Raw genomic sequence first — 23347 nt, 5'->3', positions numbered from 1 at the left:
GTCCGGCGCCGAAGGGACCCTTGGTGAAGCTGTCCTATATTGCTCGAATGCCCTCACCCCTGCGCAGCCGCGACCAGTTCGCCGCGGCGGCTGCCTTGCTCGGCCTCGGCGCCGGAGTGCTCACGTTCGCCTACACCGAGTCGTGGGGCTGGATCCCGGCGTTGATCCTTTTCCCGGCGCTGGTCGTCCGGGCCTGCTGGCCTGCCATGCCCGGCTGGCTGCTGCTGGCCTGGGTCGCCGTGCCGACTGTGGTCGGTGAGGCGTTCCAGGTCACTCAGACCAGCTATCTCATCGTGACCGCCGCGCTGGCGGTCGTCGCCGCGGGCCGCCGCAGCCGGCTCGACGCCACGGCGATCGGCTTGACCCTGGCGGCGCCGTTCTTCCCGCTGCTGTTCGAGGCGAGCGACTGGCACCGGCGGATCGGTGCCTGGCTCTGGTTCGGCGGGCTGCTCGTCGGCCTGGCCTTCGGCCACGTCGTACGGCAGCAATGGCGGCTGATCGCCGAGCTCGATCGCACCCGGACCCGGCTCGCCGAGGCGGCAGTGGCCGAGGACCGCCAGCGGATGGCCCGCGACCTGCACGACCTGGTGGGCCACAGCTTCAGCGTGGTCCTGCTGCACCTCTCGGGAGCCCGCATGATCCTGGATTCCGCACCCGAGACCGCGGCCGAGGCCTTGCGCGACGCCGAGGCGGTGGGCCGCCGGGGCATGGACGAGCTGCGCCAGGCTCTGATGCTGATGCATGAAGGCTCGCCCGCCCCGGCAGCGAGCGAGGCGGGCGACGTGGAACGACTGGTGGCCGGCTACCAGAACGCCGGCCTGCGGGTCGACCTGGTCGTCGCGGGCGACCTCGCCGGTGTCTCGGCGGCACCGCGCATGGTGCTCAGCGACGTCCTGCGCGAGGCGCTGACCAACGCGGCCAAGCACGCGACGACCCCGGAGGTGACCGTCCGCATCGACGTCGGACCGGACGAGGTCGTGCTGCGCGTCGAGAACGCCCTCGGTGCCGCCCCGGCCGGCTCGGGCCTGGGCCTGATCAGTCTGGAACACCGGGTGGGGGCCATCGACGGCGTGTTCCGGGCCGGGGCGCGGGCGGGCAGCTGGGTCGTCGACGTCAGCCTGCCGCGCCGCCTGGCCGGGGTGACGTCGTGATCCGCGTGCTGCTGGTCGACGACCAGCCGATGGTCCGTGCCGGGCTCGGGCTGATCCTGCGCAGCCAGCCGGACATGCAGGTCGTCGGCGAGTGCGGCGACGGCGACGAGGTGGTGGCGGCCGTCGCCGACCACCGGCCCGACGTCATCTGCATGGACGTCCAGATGCCCGGTGTCTCGGGGGTGGAGGCGACCCGGAGGGTACGCGCGGCCGGCGGGCCCCCGGTCTGCGTGCTGACCACGTTCGGTGAGGAAGACGTGCTCTGGTCGGCGGTGGACGCCGGGGCCGCGGGGTTCGAGCTGAAGTCCGCAACGCCGGAAAATCTGATCGAGGCGGTCCGGACGGTGGCGGCCGGTGGCACGTGGATCGACGGCACACTGCTGGGCCCGATGCTGGCCACGTTCCGGAAACTGACCCGGCCGGGCTCGGGCGGGGAGGACGGCCGCCGCGTCGCCACTCTGACCGAGCGTGAACTCGAGGTGTTGCGCCTGATGGCCCGCGGCTCCTCCAACCGGGAGATCGCCGAGGAGCTGTTCCTGGCCGAGACGACGGTGAAAACTCATGTCAGCGCGGTCTTCAGCAAACTCGGGGCCCGCGACCGCGCGGCCGCGATCGTGATGGCTTACGACGCGGGGATCGTTCAGCCGCGCAGATAGCCGGCCACGGCCGCCTCACGACGGCCGGCGGACCGGCGGCAAGGACCACCAGTTGGCTTTGCCCAGGGCGGCGACCAGTGCCGGGGCGAGCACGCCGCGCACGATGGTGGCGTCGATGACGATGCCCAGGGCGAGTGCGGTGGCCAGGATCTTGACCTCGGTGGTGGGCACCTGAGCCAGCGAGATGAAGGCCAGGAACAGGATCAGCGCGGCCGAGGTGACCAGGCGGCCGGTGCGGGCGACGCCGTGCACCGTTGCCTCGTCGGTGTCGTGACCGTCGTCGTGTTCCTCCCGGATGCGGGCGAGCAGGAAGACCTCGTAGTCCATGGACAGGCCGAACAGGAAGGCGAACACGGCGATCGGCACCCAGGTGGTGATCGCCCCGGCCGCCTGCTGATCGAACATCAGCTCGGTACCGTGCCCGTCCTGCCAGATCCACACCGTGATCCCGTACGCCGCACCCAGCGAGACCACATTGAGCAGCAGTGCCTTGACCGGCAGGACGATCGAGCGCAGCGCCCGGATCAGAAGCAGGACTGTCACCACGACGATGAGACCGATCACCCACCACGCGTTGCCGTAGACGGCATCGATGAAATCGGCGTCTCCGGCCGGCCCGCCGCCGACCCGTGCGCCGGTGGCTTCGGCGGCCGATCGGATGGCCGCAGCCGCTTGCGCACCTTCTTCGGTCGACGTGTCGGCGGTCGTCCACGCGCGTACGAGGGAGTCACCGGGCCAGATGATTGCTGCGGCCACTCCGGGCAGATCGGCCACGGCCGTCCGGGCGGCGGCGGGGTCGCCGGTCAGGATGTCCACCGGGGTGGACAGTCCGGCGCCGAGGCCGGCGTCGTCCACCCGGGTGATCGCGGCCCCGGCGTCGCCGCCGGTGGACGCGAGCGAGGCGTTCGTCGGCTGTCCGAGACGGATCGTCAGCACGGGAGCGGCCAGCGCGAGCAGCACGACGGTGGCTCCGGCGGCCGCCCACCAGCGGTGCCGCACCACGGCCGTGCCGATCCGTCGCCACAGCCGGCTTTCCGGATCGGTCGTGCGCCGGTGCGGCCAGTCCAGTCGCCGTCCGGCTGTGACTAGCAGTGCGGGCAGCAGGGTGAGCGCGGCCAGGACGCTGATCACCGGGATGAGCAGCCCGGTGAAGCCGACGCTGCGCAGGAACGGGACGGGCAAGGCGATGAGGGCGGCCAGGCTGACCGCGACGGTGACGCCGGAGAAGAAGACCGAGCGGCCCGCGGTGGCCATCGCGCGATGCACCGCCTCAGCGGGGTCGGCGCCGCGGCCGCGTTCCTCGCGCCACCGGGTGACGATCAGCAGGGCGTAGTCGATCGCCACGCCCAGCCCGATCAGCGCCAGCAGGAACTGCACGATGAACGAGATGTCGGTGAGCCCGGTCAGGCCCCACACGATCAGGAAGGTCGTGAGGATCGACGCGGCCGCGATCAGCAGCGGCATCAACGCCAGGGCCGAGCCGAACACCACCAGGAGCACGATCAGCGCGCCGGCCCCGCCGAAGATCGTCTCGATCAGCACATCGGCGCCCTGATCACCGCCGCCCTCCGCGGCCAGTGCGTCCTTGCCGGTCACGGTCACCTGCTGGGCCGCGGCCAGTTCCTCCAGGACGGGCAGCGCGGCCACATACGGCTCCGGGCCCGGCACGATCTTGGGGTAGACCACGACCACGCCGGTCCGGCCGTCGGCCGACTGCAAGGCCTTCTCGTCGGCGTACGACACGACGCTCGCCCCCGGCAGCGCCTGCTCGACCGCCGAGGCCAGGTTGTCCGCCCGCTCGGCGGAGGGCCGTTCGTCGACCAGCAGGATCGGCAGCGCGTCACCGCCCGAGCCGAACTGCTGCTGGATGGCCCGATTGGTCTCGTATCCCGGTTGCCCGGGCAGGGAGAAGTCGTAGGTCAGCGCGGCCGTGGCCTTGGGCGCCGCGAAACCACCGGCCAGGGCCAATGCCAGCCAGGCGAGCAGGACCCACCGGCGATGCCGGACCACGAAGCGCGCGACGGCGTTCATCGCTCCAAGGTATCAGGCTCCTGATACCTGGCCGGGCTTCTACGATGCGGGGGGTGAGCGTCGAACAAGTGTGGCCGGGACCGGCGCCCGAGAACCTTACGGCGTGGACGTTGGTGCAGGCCAGCCACGTCGTGGCCCGGCGCTTCCGGGCGGCGTTCGGCCGGCTCGGGCTCTCACCCACCCAGTTCGGGGTCCTGCTCGAGCTCGACCTGCACCCGGGTTTGTCGAACGGTGAGGTCGCCCGGGCGGTGCTGGTGACGCCGCAGTCGATGAGTGATCTGCTGGCGTCGCTGGCGCGGCTCGGTTACATCGAACGGGACGACTCGGCCGGGCAGGGCCATCGGGTCCCGGCCCGGCTGACCCCGGCCGGTCGCGAGATGTTGCACCAGTGCGCGGCGGAGGTCGCGGGCGTCGAGAAGTCTCTCGGGCTGACCCGGGAGCAGGCCGGACAGCTGAACACCCTGCTGCGCATCGTCACCTCGTCCGACCGCCAGGTCTGACGAGGTGACGATGCCGGCAAACGACTGCGAGATCGACGACGGCTGACCCGGCGGCGTCAGCGGTCGATCGCTGTCTGCGATCACCGACCCCCGTTGCGACGTCCTCATCCAGGATCGCTGATGCCTGCCTGCGGCTCGCTTGTGAAATCCTTGCGGTTCGAGGCAAGTGGGCGGGAGTGACGTGATCGAGTTTCAGCTGCTGGGCCCGGTCGAGGTGGGGTCCGGCGGGCGGCGCGTCGACGCCGGTCAGCCACGGCAGCGGGCGGTCCTGGCGGCTCTGCTGGTGGACGCCGGCCGGCCCGTTCTCGTCGGCACGCTGATCGAGCGGGTGTGGGGGCCGGAGCCACCGCGCGCTGTCCGCCCGACGCTGCAGGCGCACATCACCCGGATCCGGCGGATGCTCGAGCAGGCGGCGACACCGGGTGATCGAGTGATTACTCTGGACCGCAAGGGTGGCTCCTACCTGCTCGGTGTCGATCCGCTGCGGGTCGATCTGCACCGTTTCCGGCATCTCGCCGCCTCGGGCGGGCCGGAGCCGCTGCGCCAGGCCATCGGGCTGTGGCGCGGGGAACCCCTGGCCGGTATGCGCGGAGCATGGGCCGAGCAGGCCCGGCAGGCGTGGCGGCGCGAACATCTGGCGGCCTCAGTGGCCTGGGGCCGGGCCGAGCTGACAACGAACCCGGCCGGCGTCGTCACGGTTCTCGGTGACCTGGCTCGGGACCATCCGCTCAACGAGGCGCTGGCCGCGGTCGTGATCGAGGCGCTGTTCGCGGCGGGCCAGCCGGCCGAGGCGCTGTCCTACTACGACGTCGTACGCCGGAAGCTGCTCGAGGAGCTCGGTGCCGATCCGAGCGCCGAGCTGCAGAAGATCTACCGGTCGATCCTGCGGGGCGAGGCGCCACCCACGCCGGCCCCCGCGGCCCCGGCCGAGGCCGCACCGGCGCATTTGCCCGCCGACGTCTCCGGCTTCGTCGGCCGCGACGACCAGCTGGCACAGCTCGACAGCCTCCTGCGGACCGCCGCGCCGGGCAGTCCGGAGGCGGGGTCCGGGACGCCGGTCATCGCCGTCTCCGGTGTGGCCGGGGTCGGCAAGACCACCCTGGTGGTGCATTGGGCGCACCGGGTCGCGAACCACTTCCCCGACGGCCAGCTGTACGTGAATCTTCGCGGGTTCGACCTGTCCGGTCGGCCGATGGATCCCGCCGACGCCGTGCGCGGCTTCCTCGACGCCCTCGGTGTGCCCACCGGCCGCATACCCGCCGGCCTGGATGCCCAAGCGGGGCTCTACCGCAGCCTGCTGTCCGGCAAGCGGATCCTCATCGTGCTCGACAACGCCCGGGATGCCGAGCAGGTCCGCCCGCTGCTGCCGGCCACGGCCGGGACCCAGGTCGTGGTGACCTCACGCAACCGTCTCACCGGGCTGGTGGCGACCGTGGGCGCTCATCCGGTGACACTGGGTGTGCTGTCCCTCCCGGAGGCTCGTGACCTGCTCAGCCGCCGGCTCGGCACCACCCGGACCCGCCGGGAACCGCACGCGGTGAACAGCATCATCGCCTCCTGTGCGCGCCTGCCGATCGCGTTGGCCATCACCGCGGCCCGGGCCCGGCAGAACGACTTCCCGCTGGCCGCGCTGGCCGGTGAGCTCGCCGGGGCGGACGACCGGTTGGACGCCCTGGACACCGGCGACCCGGCGGTGCAGGTGCGGGCGGTGTTCTCGTGGTCCTATGCCGCGCTGAGCGGCGCCGCGCAGCAGCTGTTCCGGCTGCTGAGCCTGCATCCCGGGGCGGACGTCGCGCCGGCCGCCGCGGCCGCGCTCGCCGAGCACCGCCCCGCGCACGCCCGGCGGCTCCTGAGCGAGCTGACCCAGGCCAGCCTGCTCACCGAGCGCTCCCCGGGCCGATACTCGTGGCACGACCTGGTGCGCGTGTACGCCGGCGACCTGACAGCCGTCCACGACTCCGACGCCGATCGTGACGCCGCGACCGGCCGCCTGATCGACTACTACGCCCGCACCGCGCACGCCGCGGACCGGTTGCTCTATCCGGCCCGCGACCCGATCAACGTGCCGCTGCCGCCGGACACCGGCTCCCATCCGGATGTCTTCACCGACCATCGGCAAGCCCTGGCCTGGTTCGCCGCCGAACGGCCGGCGCTGCTGGCCGTCGCCCGGAACGCGGCCGCCTCCGGGCGGGACGCGAGTGCCTGGCAGCTCGCCTGGGCGCTCGACACCTACCTCTTCCGCGGCGGGCACCGCCACGACCGGCTCGAGGCCTGGACGGTCGCGCTCGGAGGGGCGGAGCGCCTGGGCGAGGAACCACTGGCCGGCGCCCACCGGAGCCTGTCGCGGGCCAACATCATCCTCGGCCGGCTCGAGGTGGCCCGCGCTCATCTGGGCCACGCCCTGGAGCTGAGCGTTCGCTCCGGCAACCGCGGCGGCCAGGCGTTCGTGCACAACACCTTGGCGGTCATCAACGGCATCGAGCACCAGCACGCACAGGCCCTGGTGCATGCCCGCGAGGCCCTCGCGCTCTACGAGGACGCCGGGAACCTGCGCGGACAGGCCGTGGCGCTGAGCAGCATGGCCTGGCACAGCACCCTCGGCGGGGACCATCATCAAGCCATCGAGTACGGGCAACGGTCGCTCGCGGTGAACCGGCGGGTCGGCGACAAGCGCGGGCAGGCCGACGTGTGGGACACCATCGGCCACGCCCATCACCACCTCGGCCGGTACGACGAGGCAAAGGAGTGCTACCGGCGCAGCGTGGACCTGACACGCGACATCGGCGACCGGCTGGCCGAGGCGCAGATCCTGGTCCATCTCGGCGACACGCACGAGGCAGCCGGCAATCCCGCGGCGGCGCGCGGCGAATGGACCGACGCGCTGCGCATCTTCGTCGACCTCGACCACACCGACGCGCAAGGCGTCCGGGACCGGCTGGACGCCCTGCCCGGCGTCGACCACAGCATGCGGCCGGCACGCTGACGGCCGGGCCGGGCGGCCGGTTATAGAGTCGGCTGATGGCCCGCTTCACCGTTGTGCAAGAGGTTGACGCCCCCGCCGAGGCCGTCTGGGGCGCCCTGGTGGATTGGCCGCGGCACGGTGACTGGGCGCCGTTGACCGTGGTGCGGACAGTGCCGGGGCCGGCCGAGGGTGTGGGCGCCGGATTCGTGGCCCGCACCGGCGTGGGTCCGCTGGCGTTCGACGACCCGATGACCGTGGTCGCCTGGCAGGCGCCGGCGGGCGACCGGCCGGGGCGGTGCGAGGTCGTCAAGTCGGGCCGGGTCGTGCACGGCCGGGCCTGGTTCTCGGTGACGCCGCTGGCGGACCGGCGCTGCCGGGTGGTCTGGTTCGAGGAGGTGACCGTCTCGCCCCGCTCCCTCACCAGGCTCGCCGGGCCGGTGTTGTCGCTTGCCGGGCGACTGGGTTTCGCGGCCACCCTGCGTGCCGTGGCGCGAGATGTGGAACGCGATCTTGCGGCGCGGTCTGGCCCTCGTTGAGGTGTCGTGGCGGACCGCCTCGAGTGGGCACGGACCCTAGCGCGCCGCGGCGAGTTTGCGGGCGACGTCCGCGGCCTGCGGGTGGCCGGCCGCGGTCAGCAACGCGTGCGCGCGTTCCCACTCCGGGCGTGCGGCCGCTGGATCGCCGGCCGCGCGGAGTACGTCGCCGAGGCTGAGCGCCAGCTGGGCCTCCATCAGCGGATCGTCCAGCCGGCGGACCAGATCCAGCCCGGCGTGCAGCTGCTCGGCCGCGCCGGTGTGGTCGCCCTGCGCGAGCCGGACCAGGCCGAGGCCGTGCCGCACGACGGCCTCGTCCGGCTGATCCCCGGCGTCCCGCAACCAGCTCAGCGCCGCCTCGTAGTGCGCGACCGCGCGCGGGTGGTCGCCGAGCTGCGCGTGATACCAGGCGACGGCGTTGCCGGCCTTGGCCGCCCAGAGCGGATCGCCGAGCGAAGTCCACTGCTGGAGCGACCGTTCGGCGTGGGCCAGCGCGCCGTCGTGGTCGCCGCGCAGCCAGCACACGTACGAGAGCATGAACTCGGTTTCGGCCGCGCCCTCGTCGTCGCCGGCCTGGCGGCACAGCTCGGCCGAGCGCAGCATGTGCTCGTCGGCGTCGCCGAAACGCTCGAGGCGCCCGGCGACCACGGCCAGGAACCGGTGCGCCTGGGCCGCGGCCGGCTGATCGACCAGCGCGGTGGCCGCGCGTAACGCCACCGCCCAGGCCGCGTCCTCGTCCTGCCAGTGCTTGTTCTGGTAGAGGAACGTGTCCAGGGCCCAGCCGAGCTGCCACGCCCGCCGGTCCAGGCCCTCGTCGGCGGCCTGGCGCAGCGCCGCCATCAGCACCGCCCGCTCGGTGCCGAGCCATTCGAGGGCCGCCTTGATGTCGACGCGCTGCTTGGGCCGGGTCTCGTCGGGCGGCGACTCCAGGGCCAGCATGATCGGCGCCCGGGCCGGATTCAGCGCCAGTTCGGCCTGGTACGCGGTGTGCGTGTAGTGATCCAGCAGCCGGGTCAGGGCGGCCCGGCGCTCGTCCGCCCCGGCCAGTTCCCGGGCGTACGCGCGCAGCAGGTCGTGCAGCCGGAACCGCCCCGGCGCGGGCTCGGACAGCAGGCTGGCGTCGACGAGCTCACGCAGCAGCGGCCGCGCCTCGATCGGTTCGAGCCCGGCCAGCGCGGCCGCCGCGGGCAAGGCGATGTCGTCCCCGGCGGCCGGCCCGAGCAGCCGGAACAGCCGGGCCGCGTCCGCCCCGAGCGCGTCGTACGACCAGGAGAACACCGCCCGTACGTCGTCCAGCCCGGCCGCCGGAGTGCTGAACCCGGACTGCCGTACGCGCGCGGCGACCAGCGCCAGGGCGAGCGGCAGACGCCCGCACCCGGCGACGATCGTTGCGGCCGCGCCGGCCTCGATCGGCGCCCGCCGCTGCAGCAGCGCGACCGCCTCATCGGGTTCCGGCGGGTCGAGCCGGATCGGGTCGGCGCCTGTCCCGGCGACCAGCGCGGTCAATCTGTCCCGGCTGGTGATCAGCGTCCGCACGCCCGGGCCGGCGGCCAGCAACGGCCGGACCTGAGCGGCATCGCGTGCGTTGTCCAGCACGACGAGCAGGCGGCGGCCGCTGGTCAGCGTGCGGAACAGGGCGGCCTGGCCGTCGCGGCCGGCCGGGATCTGCCCGGGCTCCGCGCCGAGCCCGTCGAGCAGCGTCCGAATCACCTCGGCCGGGTCGGCGGGCTCGTCGCGGTCGAAGCCGCGCAGGTCGGCGTAGAGCTGGCCGTCCGGGTAGCGGCCGGCGGCCCGGTGCGCCCAGTGCACGGCCAGCGCGGTCTTGCCGACGCCGGCCACGCCGCTGATGGTGACCACCGGCGCGGTGGCGGCGTCGAGTGCGGCCAGCGCCGCGTGCCGTCCGTGGAATACGCCCAGGTCGGCGGGCAGCTGGGCGGGTACGAGCCGGGCGGGCGGCCGGCGGCGGCGGATCTCGGCGTGCACGCCGGTCAGCACCTCGTGGCGCTGCCGCCAGACGGCCACTTCGTCCGGGCCGGCCCCGCAGGCCCGCAGCAACGGCTCGACCACGCCGTCGAAGTCGGGCGGGCGCTTGATGTCGCCGTTGAGGATCGCGTACAGCTGGGTTCGGCTGATCTTGATCTCGCGCGCCACGGCGACCAGCTCGCGCCCCGACTCGCGCCACCGCCGCCGCAGGTCGGCACAGAACGCCGCCACCGGCCCGTCCTGGGGCTCGCTCATGATCCTCCCCGTCCGGTGTCGTCCGGTCCGAACACGTTCGCGCCCGCAACTTACCAGCGTCGATGTCCTATGTGTTCGGTGTCCGTCGCGATCCGGACCGTACGGGCGGCTTTTGCTCTTGAATCTCTCGGGCAGGGATCGAACGTCACGAGGGGGCACAGTGAAGCTACTGACCAGGGCGATCACGGCTTTGGCGGCCACGGGGGTCATGCTCGGCGCGCTGCTGGCGGGCAGCGCGCCGGCATCGGCCGCCGATCTGCGAACGGTGTGGATCAGCGTCAAGCCGCCGCCCGGCTCGAGCATCGGCCCGGTGGTGCTGGACGCGCGCGGCCCGATCCAGGACAGGAGCCGGGCGGTGATCTGGCTGAAGGAGAACCCCGTTCCGAGCCACCAGATGTGGACAATCAGCACGGCGGGCACCTACAACGGCAACAACCTGCTCATGTTCAGGAACAAGAACTCGCAATTGTGCCTGGACATGTCGCTGGACACCCCGGCGGGCAACGGCAGCCCCGTCTACGAATACGGCTGTAACAGCGGCTTCGACAACCAGAAGTGGATCTGGTTGCGGGTGGAAAGCGGCAACAATCACGGCATCCTGGTGAACTACTACACCATCGGCAAGGCCACGCAGTTGTGCCTGGACGCCACCGGGCCGAGCTACGACAGCGGCACCCCGCTGCAGGTGTGGAGTTGCAACCTCAACAACTCCTCCAACTGGAACCAGCGCTGGAACATCCTTTAGCCCTGGCCGTCGGTTCCCGGCACGGCTCTCAGGGACGGGGGGTGCCGTGCCGGGTGGCTGCTCCGGACTTGACCGCTGGGCCGGCCCGTTCGCGACGCCTCGCCACTGGGGGTTGGCGAGGCGTCGCTGTCTGCGGCTATCCGACCGGAATCGCCTGAGGGGTGATGTCGGCGGCGGCCTTGCCGACCGGTGGCTTCTTGCGGTATTCCATGACGACCGACGTGTCGGCCTTCTTCTTGGGCGCGGTCTGCCAGCCGGACTTGATTTTCACGTAGTTGCACGGCGCCTTGAGCTGATACTTGGTCACCTTGTATCGGTAGCCGTCGGAATAGAGGCGCAGCCGGCCCTGCCGTTTACCCTTCGGCACCTTCTGCGAGATGGTCTGCGTGGTCGTGTTCGACCAGGAATACGTCACCGAGATGGCCAGTGACGTTTCGGCCTTGGCGAAGATGATGCCGGCCTCCGCCTTCGCGGTGAATGTGCCGCCGACCGTCCACCCCGTCGTCTTGCCCTTGGCGTACGTGACGGTGGCGCCGGGGTCGGCCCAGGCGGTCTTGTAGCTGCCCGGCATCAGCACGAGGCTCTTGTTCGTCGTGGTGTATCGGTATTTCGGTCCGTCGCAGATCGCGAATGCCGGCGACGCGGGCGCGGCCACCGCGGCCAGCAGCCCGGCCGTCAGCGACGCGACCAGCCCGCCGTACAGAGTCTTTTTCACCATCATGGTCCGGTGTCTTCTTCCTGTCGGAAACGCAGGCCGGTGCCTGACGGCAGCAAACTACGAACACATCGCATATGCGGCGTACATTCGGCTCACCTCAGCGTGCGGGCATACAACCACTGGTCGCCACCGAGACCGGTTTCGGTGATGTTGCCGGCGAACGAGGCGAACACCAATACGCGGCCGTCGGCGCTGATGACCGGGGCCAGGCTTTCCCCGTTGGCGTTGCCGCCCGTACGGGATTCGCTTGCTCGGATCGTGCGGTGGGTGCGCATGTCGCGGACGAAGACGTCGAGGTAGCCGTTGGTGTCGGCGGGCACCAGGTTGGTGGCGACCGACCCGAAGCCGATCAGGCGGCCGTCGTGGCTCGCGGTCATCCAGCCGTAACTCGGGCCGTCTCCGGGTCCGCCGCCGACGGCCACGCTGACCAGCCGGTTGTTGGCGTAGACGTTCGACCCGTCGGACCAGACCACCGTACGGCCGTCGCCGCTGATCGCGCCCGCCCGGCCGGTGCCGAAGGTCCGGGTCGTGCCGGTGCGGAAGTTGTGCGCGGTGACCACGCCCTCGGCTCCGGTGTAGGCGACGATCTGGCCGTCGGCGCTGACATGGGGCTGGGGGCCGTTGCCGTCGATCGGGTCGGGGAGCAGGCCGGTGGGGATGCGGTCGGTGGCGCCGGTCGCGAGGTCGTAGCGGATCATGTCGAACGGGCCGGCGCTCGGGCCGGAGAACACGACGTAGCGGCCGTTGGCGCTGATCGCCGGCTCGAAACCGTCGGCGTCGATGTCGCGGGTGGTGCCGGTCCGGCGGTCGCGCACGCTCACGCCGAAGTCCCGGGACCAGAACGCCACGTACCGCGCGTCGGCGCTGATCGTTCCGGAGCCGCTGCCGGCTGTCGTGGCCACGCTGACCAGCGAGGTCGTCCCGGTGCGGCGATCGCGGACGAAGACGTCGTACGCGTTGTTGGTGTCGTCCGGGACCAGCGCCGCGCCCGACTCGAACACCACGTAGCGGCCGTCGGGGCTGACCGCGCCCGGGTAGCTGTTGGCCGGGGTCAGCAGCACGGTCTGGTTGCCTGCCGGCGGTCCGGTCAGGCCGGCGACGAGGGCGGTGACGGCGAGGGCGGCACCAAGCGCATCCATGGAAGTCACTGTTCCACGCCGGCGGTCCGGAAAGAACCTGGACGAACGGCCGAAGCCCGCGGGTCCGGGACGGGGTATCGGTGGTGGATCTCGACGGCTACGATCGCCGCTGCTGATTCGTCCGAACAGCCGTCCAGTAGTTCTAGCCTTGCAGGGTGCCCGCGTGTGCGATCTCGGATGTCGTCCGATAGTTGGATCTGAGCCTGGCATGGCCGCGCTGTGACCGCTGTGTTGCAAGAAGCGCCTGTCGATACCGCTCCGGCGACTGTGCGGCCGCGGCACGACCTGATCCGGCGGCTGCTGCCGTGGGCGGCGCCGGCCTTGGCCGCCTGGTTCGTTCTGCACCAGGCGGGAACCCCGGACCTGCAGATCGCCGTCTACGCCGGGTATTTCCTGGTGGCGGTCGTCGTCCCCGGAACCTTGGTGCTGCGGGCCTGCTACGGCAGCCGGGGCAACTGGCCGGAGGATCTGGGGCTCGGTGCGGCGCTCGGCCTGGTCCTGCAACTTGTGGGGTGGGCGCTGGCCGCCGTCACGGGCAGCCGTTTGGTGCTGTTTGTCTGGCTAGCCGCCATTCTGGTGGTGTTCGCGGCGGTACCACGCCTGCGGCGGCACTGGCGGATCGAGTCACCGACCCCGTTGCCGCCGGCCTGGTCGTGGGGCATAGCGGCGGTGCTTCTGCTGGTCTGCGTCTGGGCGGTGGCCGTCTTCGACGCCAACCCGTTGCCGCCGGTCACCTTCAGCCACCACCAGGACGTCTATTACCACCTCGGGTTGATCTACGAGATGACCCGGTCGGCGCCGTTCCACGTTCCGCACGTGGCGGAGGAGACGCTGCGTTACCACTACTTGTCCGACGCGGACATGGCAGCCGCCAGCATGATCACCGGGATCTCGCCGGTCAACGTGTACCTGCGGCTGTGGCTGTTGCCGGTCGTCGGCGTCGGCGTGCTGGTGTTCGCCGTGCTGGCGCGCACGGTCAGCGGACGTTGGTGGACCGGTCCGGTCGCCGCGGCGCTCGGTTTCGCCGGGCAGGCGCTGACACTGCGCGGCCCCATTTCACCGTTCAACGGCGGCCTGCCCATCTCGCTGGTCAGCCCCTCGCAGACGTACGTGCTGCCGCTGGTCGGGTTGTTCACCGTCATCGCCGTCGAGGCGCTGCGCGGCAAGTCGCTGCGCTGGACCTGGGCGATCCTCCCGCTGCTGGCCGTGGCCTGCGCCGGCGCGAAGTCCAGCGCGCTGCCGCCGCTGTTCGCCGGAATCGGGTTGGCCGGCCTGGTGCTGCTCCTGGCGCGCCGCCGGATGCCGTGGACGGCGGTCGGCCTGCTCGGCGTGATCGGCTTCGGAACCGTCGTCGGTTTCGGGCTGTTCGCCGGCGGGGGAGCGGGCACGCTGGTGCTGCAGCCGCTCGCCCTGCTGCGCTGGATGGATCCGTACGAGGTGACGCTCGGGACGGCCGACGGCATCACCCAAGGCGGTTTCCTGCCGTCAGGTGTCGCCAACGCCTCCGCGGCCGGTGGCTGGTTCGTGGCCTGGATGGTCGTGTGGTGGTTCCTGATGCAGGCGCCGCGGCTGCTCGGCCTGGTCGTGCGCCGGCGGCGGCGCGACGCGGAGGCAGGTCCGGACGCCGACGTCTGGCTGCTGGGTGGGATGGTCTTCGCCGGCGCCGCCGCGACCTGGTTGTTCTGGCACCCCGCGGCCAGCCAGGGTTACTTCTTCACCGGCGTCATGCCGATCGGCGCGGTGCTGACCGTCTGCGTGCTGGCCACCCGGGCGAAGCGGCTCAAGGCCGTTGTCGCGGGAGCGGCCGCCGGAGCGGTCTGGGTGGTGCTGATGCCGCAGACGCGCGAAGCGGCCACAGACACCATCGGGGCGTGGTCCTGGGCGCTGGCCGTGCCCTTGCTGATCACCGCCGCGGTGACCGCCGTGGTGGCTGCCGTGACGATCGCGGTCTGGCGCGCCCGGGCAGTCCGGGCCCTGCCCGCGGCGCTGATCGCGGCGGTCGTCGGCGCGAGCCTCGGCACGGGGATCACCGACGCGTTCGGCCGGCTGAACGATGCGCCACCCCCGGTGAACGAGAACATGGCCGTGACCGCGGCCGAGATGCGGGCCGCTCGGTGGCTGGACGCCAACGCCGCACGGGACGATCTGGTCGCCACGAATGTGCACTGCATGCCCATGAACGCGAAGAAGCTCTGCAACGCGCGCGCATTCTGGGTGGCCGGCCTGACCGGGCGCCGCATGCTGATCGAGAGCTGGGGATACTCCGACCTCCCGGTGGCCGCGCACGGCGTGAACGGGCTCGCCTACAACTTCCAGCCGGCCCCCTACCCCGAGGTCTACGAGCTGAACCAGCGGGCGTTCCAGGAGGGCGACGCCGCGGACGTCGGACGGCTCCGCGATGAGCACGGCGTGCGCTGGCTCTTCGCCGACAAGCGAGCCGGGACAGTCGCACCCTCTCTGGCCGGCGTCGCCACAGTCCGGTACACCAATGGCCCGGTGACCATCTACGAGCTTGCAGCCGCCCGGTAGTCTCACCGGCCGGCAGGTAAGACGAAACATGCTCATGTCGACATGGCGGAACGATCCGAAGGCGAAGCGTTGAATCAGGATATGACCCTCTCGGTGGTCACCCCGATGTACAACGAGCGGGAAGCGGTCGACCACTTCGTCGCCCGGTTGCGCCCGGTGCTGGACCGGCTCGATGAGCCGTACGAGGTGGTCGCGGTCGACGACGGCAGCAGCGACGCCACCGTGGCGCGGCTGATGCAGCTGAAGACGGACTGGCCGGAGCTGCGCATCGTGGCGTTGCGCCGCAACGTGGGGCATCAGACGGCTCTGCGGGCCGGGCTGCTGGCCGCCCGGGGCGATTACGTGGTGAGCATCGACGCGGACCTGCAGGACCCGCCCGAGACGATCAGCGAGATGCTGGCCGCGGCGCGCGAGCAGAACGTCGACGTCGTGTACGGCGTGCGATGCGACCGCAGCACCGACACGGCGTTCAAGCGCAACACGGCGGGCGCCTACTACTGGATGATGCGCAAGCTGATCGGCCCCTGGGTCAGCGACCAGGCGGGCGATTTCCGGCTGATGAGCCGCGCCGTGGTGGACGTGCTGAACGCGCTGCCCGAGCCGCGCCCGGTGTATCGGCTGGTGGTGCCCTCGCTGGGTTTCGCCGGCGCCGAGGTGCCGTACGTGCGGGAGGAGCGGGTCGCCGGCACGACGAAATACCCGCTGAGCCGCATGATCCGGCTGACGTTCGACAGCATCACCGGTTTCTCCGCCTCGCCGCTGAGGATCGCCACCTGGCTCGGGCTGCTGAGCTTCGTGCTGTGCCTCGGCCTGATCGTCACCACGCTGGTGGCGTGGGGCAGCGGTGCGACCGTGCCGGGCTGGTCCTCGCTGTTCATCGCCGTGCTGCTGCTCGGCGGCATCCAGCTGATCTGCCTCGGCCTGCTGGGCGAATACGTGGGCCGGATCTATGCCGCCACGCAGAAGAGGCCGCCGTTCCTCGTCGCCCTCGACACCGCGAGGCTCGACGCCGCCCGCCCGGCGACCGTGCATCCCCCGGCGGCCGAGACGACGCTGGACCCGGATCAGTTCGCTGTCTCCGCCTAGCCCGCACACGCCCACCCCGTCGGTCGAACCGGTCGAAGGAGGTAACGCCAGGCCCTCCCACAGCTGCTCATTCCCGCTCTAGCGTGAGCATGAGCAGAGATGAGGTACGGCATGGCTATCAGTGACGCCGCCCGGAAGAACCACGACGAGCTGTTCCCCGGCCACGTGTCGGCGCTCGCGGTCACCGACCCGGAGCTGATCGAGTACTTCGACAACTTCGCGTTCGACGAGGTGCTGCAGCACGGCGACCTCGACCCGCGCACCCGGCTCATGACCCAGCTCGCCGCGCTGATCGCCGGGCAGGCGCTGCGCGAATACCGCGTGATGCTGGGCGCCGCCCTGACCGCCGGCGTCACCCCGGTCGAGGCCAAGGAAATCGTCTACCAGGCCGTCCCGTACGCGGGAATGGGCAAGGTCTTCGACTTCCTGCACGCCACCAACGAGGTCCTCACCGAACGCGGTGTCGAACTGCCGCTACCCGGCCAGTCGACCACCACACCCGAGACGCGAGCCGAAAAGGGACTCGCCGTCCAGAAGCAGATCGTCGGGGCCGACGCGGTCGACGCCATGTACGCCAACGCCCCCGACGACGAGCAGCACATCCAGCGGCTGCTGTCGGCCAACTGCTTCGGCGACCACTACACCCGCGGCGGCCTCGACCTGAGGACCCGGGAGCTGCTCACCCTGGCCATGCTGATCTCCCTCGGCGGCGCCGACCCGCAAGTCAAGGGACACGTGCAGGCCAACCTGAATGTCGGCAACGACCGCGCCACCATGCTCGCCGTCATCACCCAGCTGCTGCCCTTCGTCGGTTATCCGCGCACTCTCAACGCGCTGCGCGCCCTCGACGAGGTCACCCTGTAGCGGATCGTACGGGGGTTATGATCCCTGCTCCGAGCGATCACGGGGGAGATCCGATGCGGCACGTCGGCAAGATTGTCACGGCACTGCTGGGGGCCGGTGGGCTCGTCGCCCTCGTGGCGGTGGCGACACCGGCGCAGGCCGCGACCAACGGACTCGCCACTGTGGTCGGCACGGGCATCGTGCAGTATCAGGCCGGCAAGGGCCGCTCGAACGGCGTGGTGCTGACCCGCTCCGGCACGACGGTGACGATCGACGACCGCACGACCATCACGCCCGGCAAGGGATGCAAGGCCGTGGACGCGACGACCGTACGGTGCTCGGCTTCGAGGTTGTCGTGGGTGCGGGTCTATCTGTACGACGGCAACGACATCGTGATCAACAAGACCGACCTGCCCCTCTCGGCCGACGGCGGCACGGGCGCCGACAAGATCACCGGCGGGCCGTGGGCCGACATCCTCAAGGGCGGTGGCGGCTCCGACGCCATCTGGGGCATGGGCGGCAACGACCAGATCGACGCGGGCTACGACAACGACCGGGTGTCCGGCGGGGACGGCAACGACAAGATCAACGACGGTCCCGGTACGGACGTCGTGCTCGGCGGCAACGGCAAGGACGAATTCCTCGGCGGCGCGGGCAACGACACGTACGACGGCGGTCCGGGCGGCGACGCGTTCATCCCCTCCCAGCCGACCGGGGCCCAGGTCAAGGCGGATGCGGACCGGTTCGTCGGCGGCCCCGACCAGGACGTGGTCACCTACGCCGCCTACCGCACCGGGGTACGCATCGACGCGGACGGCGTGACCGGCGACGACGGCCTGACCGGCGAGCGTGACACGATCGGCGCCGACATCGAGGTTCTCGTCGGCTCTCAGGGGGCCGACTGGATGGGCGGCACCGCCCGCGACGACACGTTCAACGGCGTGCAGGGCAACGACACGATCTACGGCTACGGCGGCAACGACACCATCGACGGTGACCAGGGCGCCGACAAGCTGTATGGCGGCGACGGCGACGACGTCCTCTACGGCACTGACGACGACTTCGACGCCGACGACCGGCTCGAGGCCGGCGCCGGCGCCGACACCTGCTACGTCACCAGCGGCGATGTCACGGTCGATTGTGAGCGTCGCGTCGGGCCGTGAGGACGAGCGCTTCGTTCAGGTCGCCGGCGAAGTTGCCGCCCGCGCGGGTGCCGACGCCAAAGGTGTAGATGAAGGCGTAGAGGTATCCGCCGTGAGCCGCGACCGCCAGGCCACCACGGGGCTGGGGCAGCGGCGCCTTCGTCTGCCAGCGGCGTGTCGATGCTGAGGAAGGCGGTCAGGGCCACGGCCGACACCGCCAGCCGCGGCATCAGCGGTTCGGGATCTTCAGCGTTTTCATAGTTGTGATCAGGCAGCGTTGCCGGCGTGAACTATCGCCTTTTCGAAGTGGTCAATGGTGTTTCCGGGCGGTTCGACAGCCTGGACGATGTGCTGGAGTTCGCCGCGGTCTGGCTTGTCTACGGGGTCTTCGTCGTTTCGGCGTTGCTCGTCGGGCGAGAGCTCTACCGGCGCCGGTTTCAGCCGGTGGTGGAGCTGGGGTCGGCGCTCTTCCTGGCCTTCGCGGGCGCCTGGATCCTGTCCCACCTGAGCGGTCAGGTGCGGCCGTTCCAAAGCCATCAGGTGCATCAGTTGATCCCGCACGATCCGGGTGTTTCCCTGCCGAGCGATCATGCCACGGCGGCGTTCGCGCTGGCCTTCGGCGTGATGGCGTTCATCAGCCGGCGCTGGGGGACGGGATTGGCGGTGGCCGCCGTGGTCATCGGTTTCGCCCGGGTCTGGGTCGGTGTGCATTACCCCGGTGACATCCTCGCGGCCGGGCTGATCGCCGGTCTCGCCGTGCTGGAGGTGTGGGTCGGTGTCCGCTGGAACCGGGCCGTCACCCGTCTGGCGCGTCAAGAGTGAGCTGGTGACAGGCGGGGAGCGGGGCGGAAGAACAGGTAGAGGACAACAGCGGCGTACGCGAGCCACGTCACCACCTCGAGCACCGTCGCCGACGGGGTCACGTTGACCGTGGCCGCGAGCAGCGTGCCGTACCAGGAGCTGGGTTCGAGCTGCGCGGAGACGTCATAGGCCGTCGACGTCGACCCCGGGAGATACCCGGCCATCTGAAATCCGTGCACCGCGTACTTGGCGATGCCCGCCGCGACCAGCACGAGCAGCACCCCGGTCCAGGTGAACAGCCGGCCGAGATCGACGCGGGCGACGGCGGCGTACATCAGCCAGCCGAGCACGACGGCCGAGGCGACACCGGTCAGCATGCCCAGCAGCGGTGCGATCGTCTCGCTGGCGGCCTGGGCGGCCGAGAACACCAGAAGCACCATCTCCAGGCCCTCGCGGATCACGGCGACGAACGCGAGGCCGGCGACGGCGGCCTTGCCGAGCCCCAGGGCCTCGGTCAAACGTCCGGTCAGCTCCGACTTGATCGTGCGGGCACTACGCCGCATCCAGAAGATCATCCAGGTGACCATGGCCACGGCGACCAGTGAGGTGAAGGCCTCGAACAGCTCCAGCCGTACGCCCGAGACGACCGACGTGGCGACATAGGTCAGCACGAAACCCAGCGCGGCCGCGCACAGCACCGCGCCGGCGACACCTGCCCACAGCGGCAGGACGGCGTCTCGGCGACGGGAGCGGACGAGGACGGTGACCAGGATCGAGACGACCAGGGCCGCCTCCAGACCGTCGCGTAACCCGATGAGATAACTGGCGAAGAAGGCAGCGCCCACGTGTGTGCTCCCGAAGCGAAGTAAGGCTTACCTGACTCCGGCCAAGTTCCTACATCATGTAGGTTTAAGTCAAGCCGACGTTTGACCTACGAGTTGTAGGTTAAGCAGTGCTGGGCAGAATGAACTCGAACCGGTAAGGGGCACCAACCGATGACGTCAGCGCTCGGCCCGTCGTTCCTCGAGCCGGAATGGTTGATCTCGACGTTCGGCCTCATCGGCATCCTGGCCATCGTGTTCGCCGAGTCGGGTCTGCTGATCGGGTTCTTCCTGCCCGGCGACTCGCTGCTGTTCACCGCCGGGCTGCTCGTCGCCGACGGCACCTACCTGCACCAGCCGCTGTGGCTGGTCTGCCTGCTCGTCTCGATCGCGGCCGTCGCCGGTGACCAGTTCGGCTACGCCTTCGGGCGCCGCTTCGGCCCGTCGCTGTTCCGCCGCCCCGACTCGCGGCTCTTCAAACAGCAGAATCTCACCCGGGCCCAGGAGTTCTTCGCCAAGTACGGCGCCCGGTCGATCGTGCTGGCCCGCTTCGTGCCGATCGTGCGGACCTTCACCCCGATCGTCGCCGGGGCGAGCCACATGCACTATCGCACGTTCCTGGTCTACAACCTGATCGGTGGCACGGTCTGGGGCTGCGGCGTGACGATCCTGGGCTACTTCCTGGGGCAGATCGCGTTCGTGAAGTCCAACATCGAGTTCATCCTCATCGGCATCGTCGTGCTCTCGGTGATCCCCATCGGCATCGAACTGCTGCGGGCCCGGCGCCGCGCCCGATCCGGCCGGCCGTGAGGCCTACGCCAGATAGATCGCGCCCCCGGCTGTCGCGGCCCACACGACACCGGCGGCCAGCAGGAAACGATCCGATGTGAGAACGGTTTCCGGCGCCTCGCCGGCGCCTTGGGCGACCAGCAGGCTGTAGCGCATCAAACCGGCCAGGAACGGCACCAGCGACGCGGCGAGCAGGGGCAGGGCCACATCGGTGCCGCGGTACTGGAAGGCCCACACTGCGTACGCGATCACCGTGCCGGTCAGGGCCATGGCGAGAACCTGTTGCAGCCAGGGCGCGGAGTAACCGGCCAGCACCCGCCGACCGGCCGTGGCCGCGCGGCCGAGTTCACCCGCCCGCTTGGCGATGACCAAGTAGAGGGAACCGAACAGGATCAGCAGCAGAAACCAGCTCGACGGGCTGGTCCGGGTCGCGGCCGCGCCGCCGGCCACGCGGAGCAGGAAGCCGCCGGCGACGATGAGCACATCGAGCACCGGCACGTGTTTGAGCCCGTTGCTGTACGCCGCGGTCAGGGCCAGGTACGCGGCCACACACGCCGCGAACTGCCAGTTGACGGTGAGCGCCACCAGCACGGCCGCGGCGGCACTGCCGTAGCCGATGAGCCGGGCGGTGGAGGGGCTGAGGTCGCCCGCGGCCACCGGCCGCCGTCGCTTCACGGGGTGGCGGCGGTCGGCCTCGACGTCGGCCGCGTCGTTGACGAAGTAGGTGCCCGCGGCGGCGAGAGTGAACGCTACGAAGGCGAATATGCTGCCGCGCGCGGACCCGGCGGTGAAGAGCATCCCGGTCGACGCCGGGGCGCCCAGGACGAGCAGGTTCTTGATCCATTGCCGGGGCCGGGCGGTGACCAGTATGGCGACGGCCGCGACCCGAGGCGGGGCGAGGGTGGTGGAGGCGGACACGACGGGCTCCTATCGGGCGGTCAGATAGATGAAGTCCCGCTGGTCGGGATACGTGTAACGCCATGCCGAGCGGGACATGGAGGGCAGCAGCTTGGCCGGGGTGCCGGAGTTCCAAGAGGCGAACGAGGCCATGCCGTCGTGGATGTCGAGCTGCATGCCCCGCTGCGCCCCGGCCGCGGTCAGCGCGGCGGCCAGCATCTGCAGGTTCATATGGTGTCCGGCGACGTAGATCAGGTTGCCGTGGGCGTCGACGCCGAGCCCGGAGCGCCACGTGTACTGGAGCTGGTTCTTCGGTGAGCCCCAGCGGCCGGACGGGTTCCGGCTGAGCCCGGCGACCGGGCGGCCCGACTCGACGATCATCTCGAGGTTCTGGCGTACGGCTACGGTGTCGGCGCTCAGGGCGACGTCGCGGTTCCAGGCGCCGACGGTGATGCGGCCCTGTTTGTCGATGACGACGGAGGCTTGGTTGTCGAGCAGTGGGCGGGCGTACTGGCCGTTGAGGTAGAACCCGCCGTGGATGTCGGCCATTTTGAAGCCGGAGTTGAAGGTGGCCACCAGTTGCGGGACGTCCTGCCACGGCACGGCGGCGTTGCCCGCCCAGGCGGGGCCGCCGGGCTGGACGGTGCCGGCGACCAGGTGGGCGGTGCTGCCGCCGGCTCGCATCCAGGCCACCCCGGCGACAACACTCTGATGCTGAGGGTCGGGCCGCAAGTAGCTGGTGTAAATGAGGGGGCGGCCGTTCGCATCGGTGCGGCCCGGTGTCCAGACCGACTCGCCAGGCAAGGCCGGCACGCCGGGCAGTGTTGGCAGGCGTGGCGGAGGGGCGCTGTCCGGTGCCTTCTTGGTCACCGTCACCTGTGGCAGGGAGGCCGGGTCGGGCGCTCCGGTGGAGGGTTGATGCCGGGTGTAGTACCAGTTCTCGATGGCGTTGATGACCGGGTTTCCGCCGTGGGCGCGGATCCAGTCGACGGTGCGCATGCCCAGCGTCGCGCTTCCGGGAGCGGTCAGGGCGCGGGCGTACGAGATGCCGGGCACGGCCAGCAGCACGGCGACCAGCAGGACGACGAGGGTGACGCGACGGCGCCTGGTGAGCGTCATCGAGTGATCCGTCCGGGGCGGCGCTCGGCCACATCGGCCAGCGCGAGCATCGGCTCGTCGGCGCGGCTGTTCCCGTACGCCCAGAGCTTGTTCGTGGGATGCCCGGAGAGGTAGTGCAGAAGGCGGGACGCCTTGTGTTCGCCGCGGCAGTTGGGTCCGATCATCCGCCCGGTCACTCGCCCGTTGACGACCTCCATGGTGGTGCTGAGCACGGCGTCGGCGCCGAGGCGAGAGCCCAGGTGCGTGAGGTACAGGTCGGGTGAGGCCGAGGCGAGCACCAGCCGGTGTCCCTGGTTGCGATGCCATTGCCAGCGGCGCAGACAGCCGGGCCGGGTGCGGTGCATGAGGGTCGTCGTGTAGTCACGGGCCACGGCATCGACCTCGGCCAGTTCCCGGCCGCCGAGCACCCGCTGCAGCAGGGCGGCTTTCGCGGCGTCGCGGCTGAGGAGGTTCCGGGCGATGACGTCGAGCAGGATGCCGCTCAGGGCCGCCGTTCCGACGAAGCGCCGAAGGAACGGGAGCAGGGTGTCGCCGAAGACGAGAGTTCCGTCGACGTCCCATGCGGCGACACCGCCGCGGCCGGGCACCGGCACAGGGCTGGGCGGGAGTACCACCGGTTGCTCGATGACGGTCAGTGGTGGGCGCAT

General features: G+C 70.9%; 20 protein-coding genes. 12 read left to right on the top strand and 8 right to left on the bottom strand.

The features are described 5' to 3' along the window. Window positions 1-47: 47 nt before the first annotated feature. Together JKJ07_RS38700 and JKJ07_RS38695 are read left to right on the top strand one after the other, a co-directional pair. A complete protein-coding gene (locus tag JKJ07_RS38700; RefSeq protein ID WP_202996971.1) occupies window positions 48-1151 on the top strand; it encodes a sensor histidine kinase in 1104 nt (367 codons plus the stop codon). After that, on the top strand, window positions 1148-1807 hold the full coding sequence (locus JKJ07_RS38695; RefSeq protein WP_307834629.1) for a response regulator: 660 nt from the start codon (window positions 1148-1150) through the stop codon (window positions 1805-1807). Before JKJ07_RS38700 ends, JKJ07_RS38695 begins: the two co-directional genes overlap by 4 nt. 15 nt (window positions 1808-1822) lie before the next feature. On the opposite strand, the gene JKJ07_RS38690 is transcribed toward JKJ07_RS38695, so the two are convergent. Further along, on the bottom strand, window positions 1823-3838 hold the full coding sequence (locus JKJ07_RS38690; RefSeq protein ID WP_202996970.1) for an MMPL family transporter: 2016 nt from the start codon (window positions 3836-3838) through the stop codon (window positions 1823-1825). A 53-nt stretch (window positions 3839-3891) separates the two neighbouring features. Between JKJ07_RS38690 and JKJ07_RS38685 the strand changes: the two genes are divergently transcribed. The 3 genes from JKJ07_RS38685 to JKJ07_RS38675 all read left to right on the top strand — a co-directional run bounded on the left by JKJ07_RS38685 (window position 3892) and on the right by JKJ07_RS38675 (window position 7836). Further along, window positions 3892-4338, top strand: coding sequence for a MarR family winged helix-turn-helix transcriptional regulator (locus tag JKJ07_RS38685; RefSeq protein ID WP_202996968.1), 447 nt, complete (start codon window positions 3892-3894; stop codon window positions 4336-4338). A 181-nt stretch (window positions 4339-4519) separates the two neighbouring features. Beyond that, window positions 4520-7321 (top strand): AfsR/SARP family transcriptional regulator, encoded by a 2802-nt coding sequence (locus tag JKJ07_RS38680; protein ID WP_202996965.1) that lies wholly within the window; start codon window positions 4520-4522, stop codon window positions 7319-7321. 35 nt (window positions 7322-7356) lie between these two features. Next, a complete protein-coding gene (locus JKJ07_RS38675; protein WP_202996963.1) occupies window positions 7357-7836 on the top strand; it encodes an SRPBCC family protein in 480 nt (159 codons plus the stop codon). A gap of 36 nt (window positions 7837-7872) precedes the next feature. On the opposite strand, the gene JKJ07_RS38670 is transcribed toward JKJ07_RS38675, so the two are convergent. Continuing rightward, window positions 7873-10071: an XRE family transcriptional regulator gene (locus tag JKJ07_RS38670; RefSeq protein ID WP_202996961.1), complete on the bottom strand. Its 2199-nt coding sequence runs from the start codon at window positions 10069-10071 to the stop codon at window positions 7873-7875. 160 nt (window positions 10072-10231) lie between these two features. Between JKJ07_RS38670 and JKJ07_RS38665 the strand changes: the two genes are divergently transcribed. After that, complete coding sequence (locus JKJ07_RS38665; RefSeq protein ID WP_202996960.1) at window positions 10232-10816, top strand: RICIN domain-containing protein; 585 nt, start codon at window positions 10232-10234, stop codon at window positions 10814-10816. Between the two features lie 136 nt (window positions 10817-10952). Here JKJ07_RS38665 and JKJ07_RS38660 read toward each other — a convergent pair whose 3' ends face one another. Together JKJ07_RS38660 and JKJ07_RS38655 are read right to left on the bottom strand one after the other, a co-directional pair. Next, on the bottom strand, window positions 10953-11531 hold the full coding sequence (locus JKJ07_RS38660) for a hypothetical protein (RefSeq protein WP_202996958.1): 579 nt from the start codon (window positions 11529-11531) through the stop codon (window positions 10953-10955). A gap of 95 nt (window positions 11532-11626) precedes the next feature. After that, window positions 11627-12673 carry a TolB-like translocation protein gene (locus JKJ07_RS38655; protein WP_202996956.1) on the bottom strand — a complete coding sequence of 349 codons (1047 nt, stop codon included), beginning with the start codon at window positions 12671-12673 and terminating at the stop codon, window positions 11627-11629. A 267-nt stretch (window positions 12674-12940) separates the two neighbouring features. Here JKJ07_RS38655 and JKJ07_RS38650 point away from each other — a divergent pair, with 267 nt between their 5' ends. The 5 genes from JKJ07_RS38650 (at window position 12941) to JKJ07_RS38630 (ending at window position 19095) form a co-directional block, all read left to right on the top strand. Beyond that, window positions 12941-15202: a hypothetical protein gene (locus JKJ07_RS38650; protein ID WP_202996954.1), complete on the top strand. Its 2262-nt coding sequence runs from the start codon at window positions 12941-12943 to the stop codon at window positions 15200-15202. Between the two features lie 81 nt (window positions 15203-15283). Then, window positions 15284-16288, top strand: coding sequence for a glycosyltransferase family 2 protein (locus tag JKJ07_RS38645; protein WP_202996952.1), 1005 nt, complete (start codon window positions 15284-15286; stop codon window positions 16286-16288). 111 nt (window positions 16289-16399) lie between these two features. Continuing rightward, the gene (locus tag JKJ07_RS38640) at window positions 16400-17152 is read left to right on the top strand and encodes a carboxymuconolactone decarboxylase family protein (protein WP_202996950.1); all 753 of its coding nucleotides are present in this window, start codon (window positions 16400-16402) and stop codon (window positions 17150-17152) included. 53 nt (window positions 17153-17205) lie between these two features. Further along, window positions 17206-18294, top strand: a complete 1089-nt coding sequence (locus tag JKJ07_RS38635) for a calcium-binding protein (protein ID WP_202996948.1) — start codon at window positions 17206-17208, stop codon at window positions 18292-18294. A gap of 264 nt (window positions 18295-18558) precedes the next feature. After that, complete coding sequence (locus JKJ07_RS38630) at window positions 18559-19095, top strand: phosphatase PAP2 family protein (protein WP_202996946.1); 537 nt, start codon at window positions 18559-18561, stop codon at window positions 19093-19095. Here JKJ07_RS38630 and efeU read toward each other — a convergent pair. After that, window positions 19086-19919, bottom strand: coding sequence for an iron uptake transporter permease EfeU (gene efeU / locus JKJ07_RS38625; protein ID WP_202996944.1), 834 nt, complete (start codon window positions 19917-19919; stop codon window positions 19086-19088). The two genes, JKJ07_RS38630 and efeU, sit on opposite strands and share 10 nt — an antisense overlap. Window positions 19920-20069: 150 nt before the next feature. On the opposite strand from efeU, the gene JKJ07_RS38620 reads away from it, so the two are divergent. Next, a complete protein-coding gene (locus JKJ07_RS38620; protein ID WP_202996943.1) occupies window positions 20070-20705 on the top strand; it encodes a DedA family protein in 636 nt (211 codons plus the stop codon). 3 nt (window positions 20706-20708) lie between these two features. Here JKJ07_RS38620 and JKJ07_RS38615 read toward each other — a convergent pair whose 3' ends face one another. From JKJ07_RS38615 to JKJ07_RS38605, 3 genes are read right to left on the bottom strand one after another with little or no spacing between them, the layout of a single operon-like run. Beyond that, window positions 20709-21602 carry a decaprenyl-phosphate phosphoribosyltransferase gene (locus tag JKJ07_RS38615; RefSeq protein ID WP_202996942.1) on the bottom strand — a complete coding sequence of 298 codons (894 nt, stop codon included), beginning with the start codon at window positions 21600-21602 and terminating at the stop codon, window positions 20709-20711. 9 nt (window positions 21603-21611) lie between these two features. Beyond that, window positions 21612-22700, bottom strand: coding sequence for a hypothetical protein (locus JKJ07_RS38610; RefSeq protein ID WP_202996941.1), 1089 nt, complete (start codon window positions 22698-22700; stop codon window positions 21612-21614). Then, window positions 22697-23347: an HAD-IB family hydrolase gene (locus tag JKJ07_RS38605; RefSeq protein WP_202996940.1), complete on the bottom strand. Its 651-nt coding sequence runs from the start codon at window positions 23345-23347 to the stop codon at window positions 22697-22699. Before JKJ07_RS38605 ends, JKJ07_RS38610 begins: the two co-directional genes overlap by 4 nt.

Source organism: Paractinoplanes lichenicola (assembly GCF_016785085.1).
Lineage (GTDB): Bacteria > Actinomycetota > Actinomycetes > Mycobacteriales > Micromonosporaceae > Actinoplanes > Actinoplanes lichenicola.
Note: the sequence above shows the minus strand (reverse complement) of the source record. Positions and strands in the feature narration are given on the sequence as shown.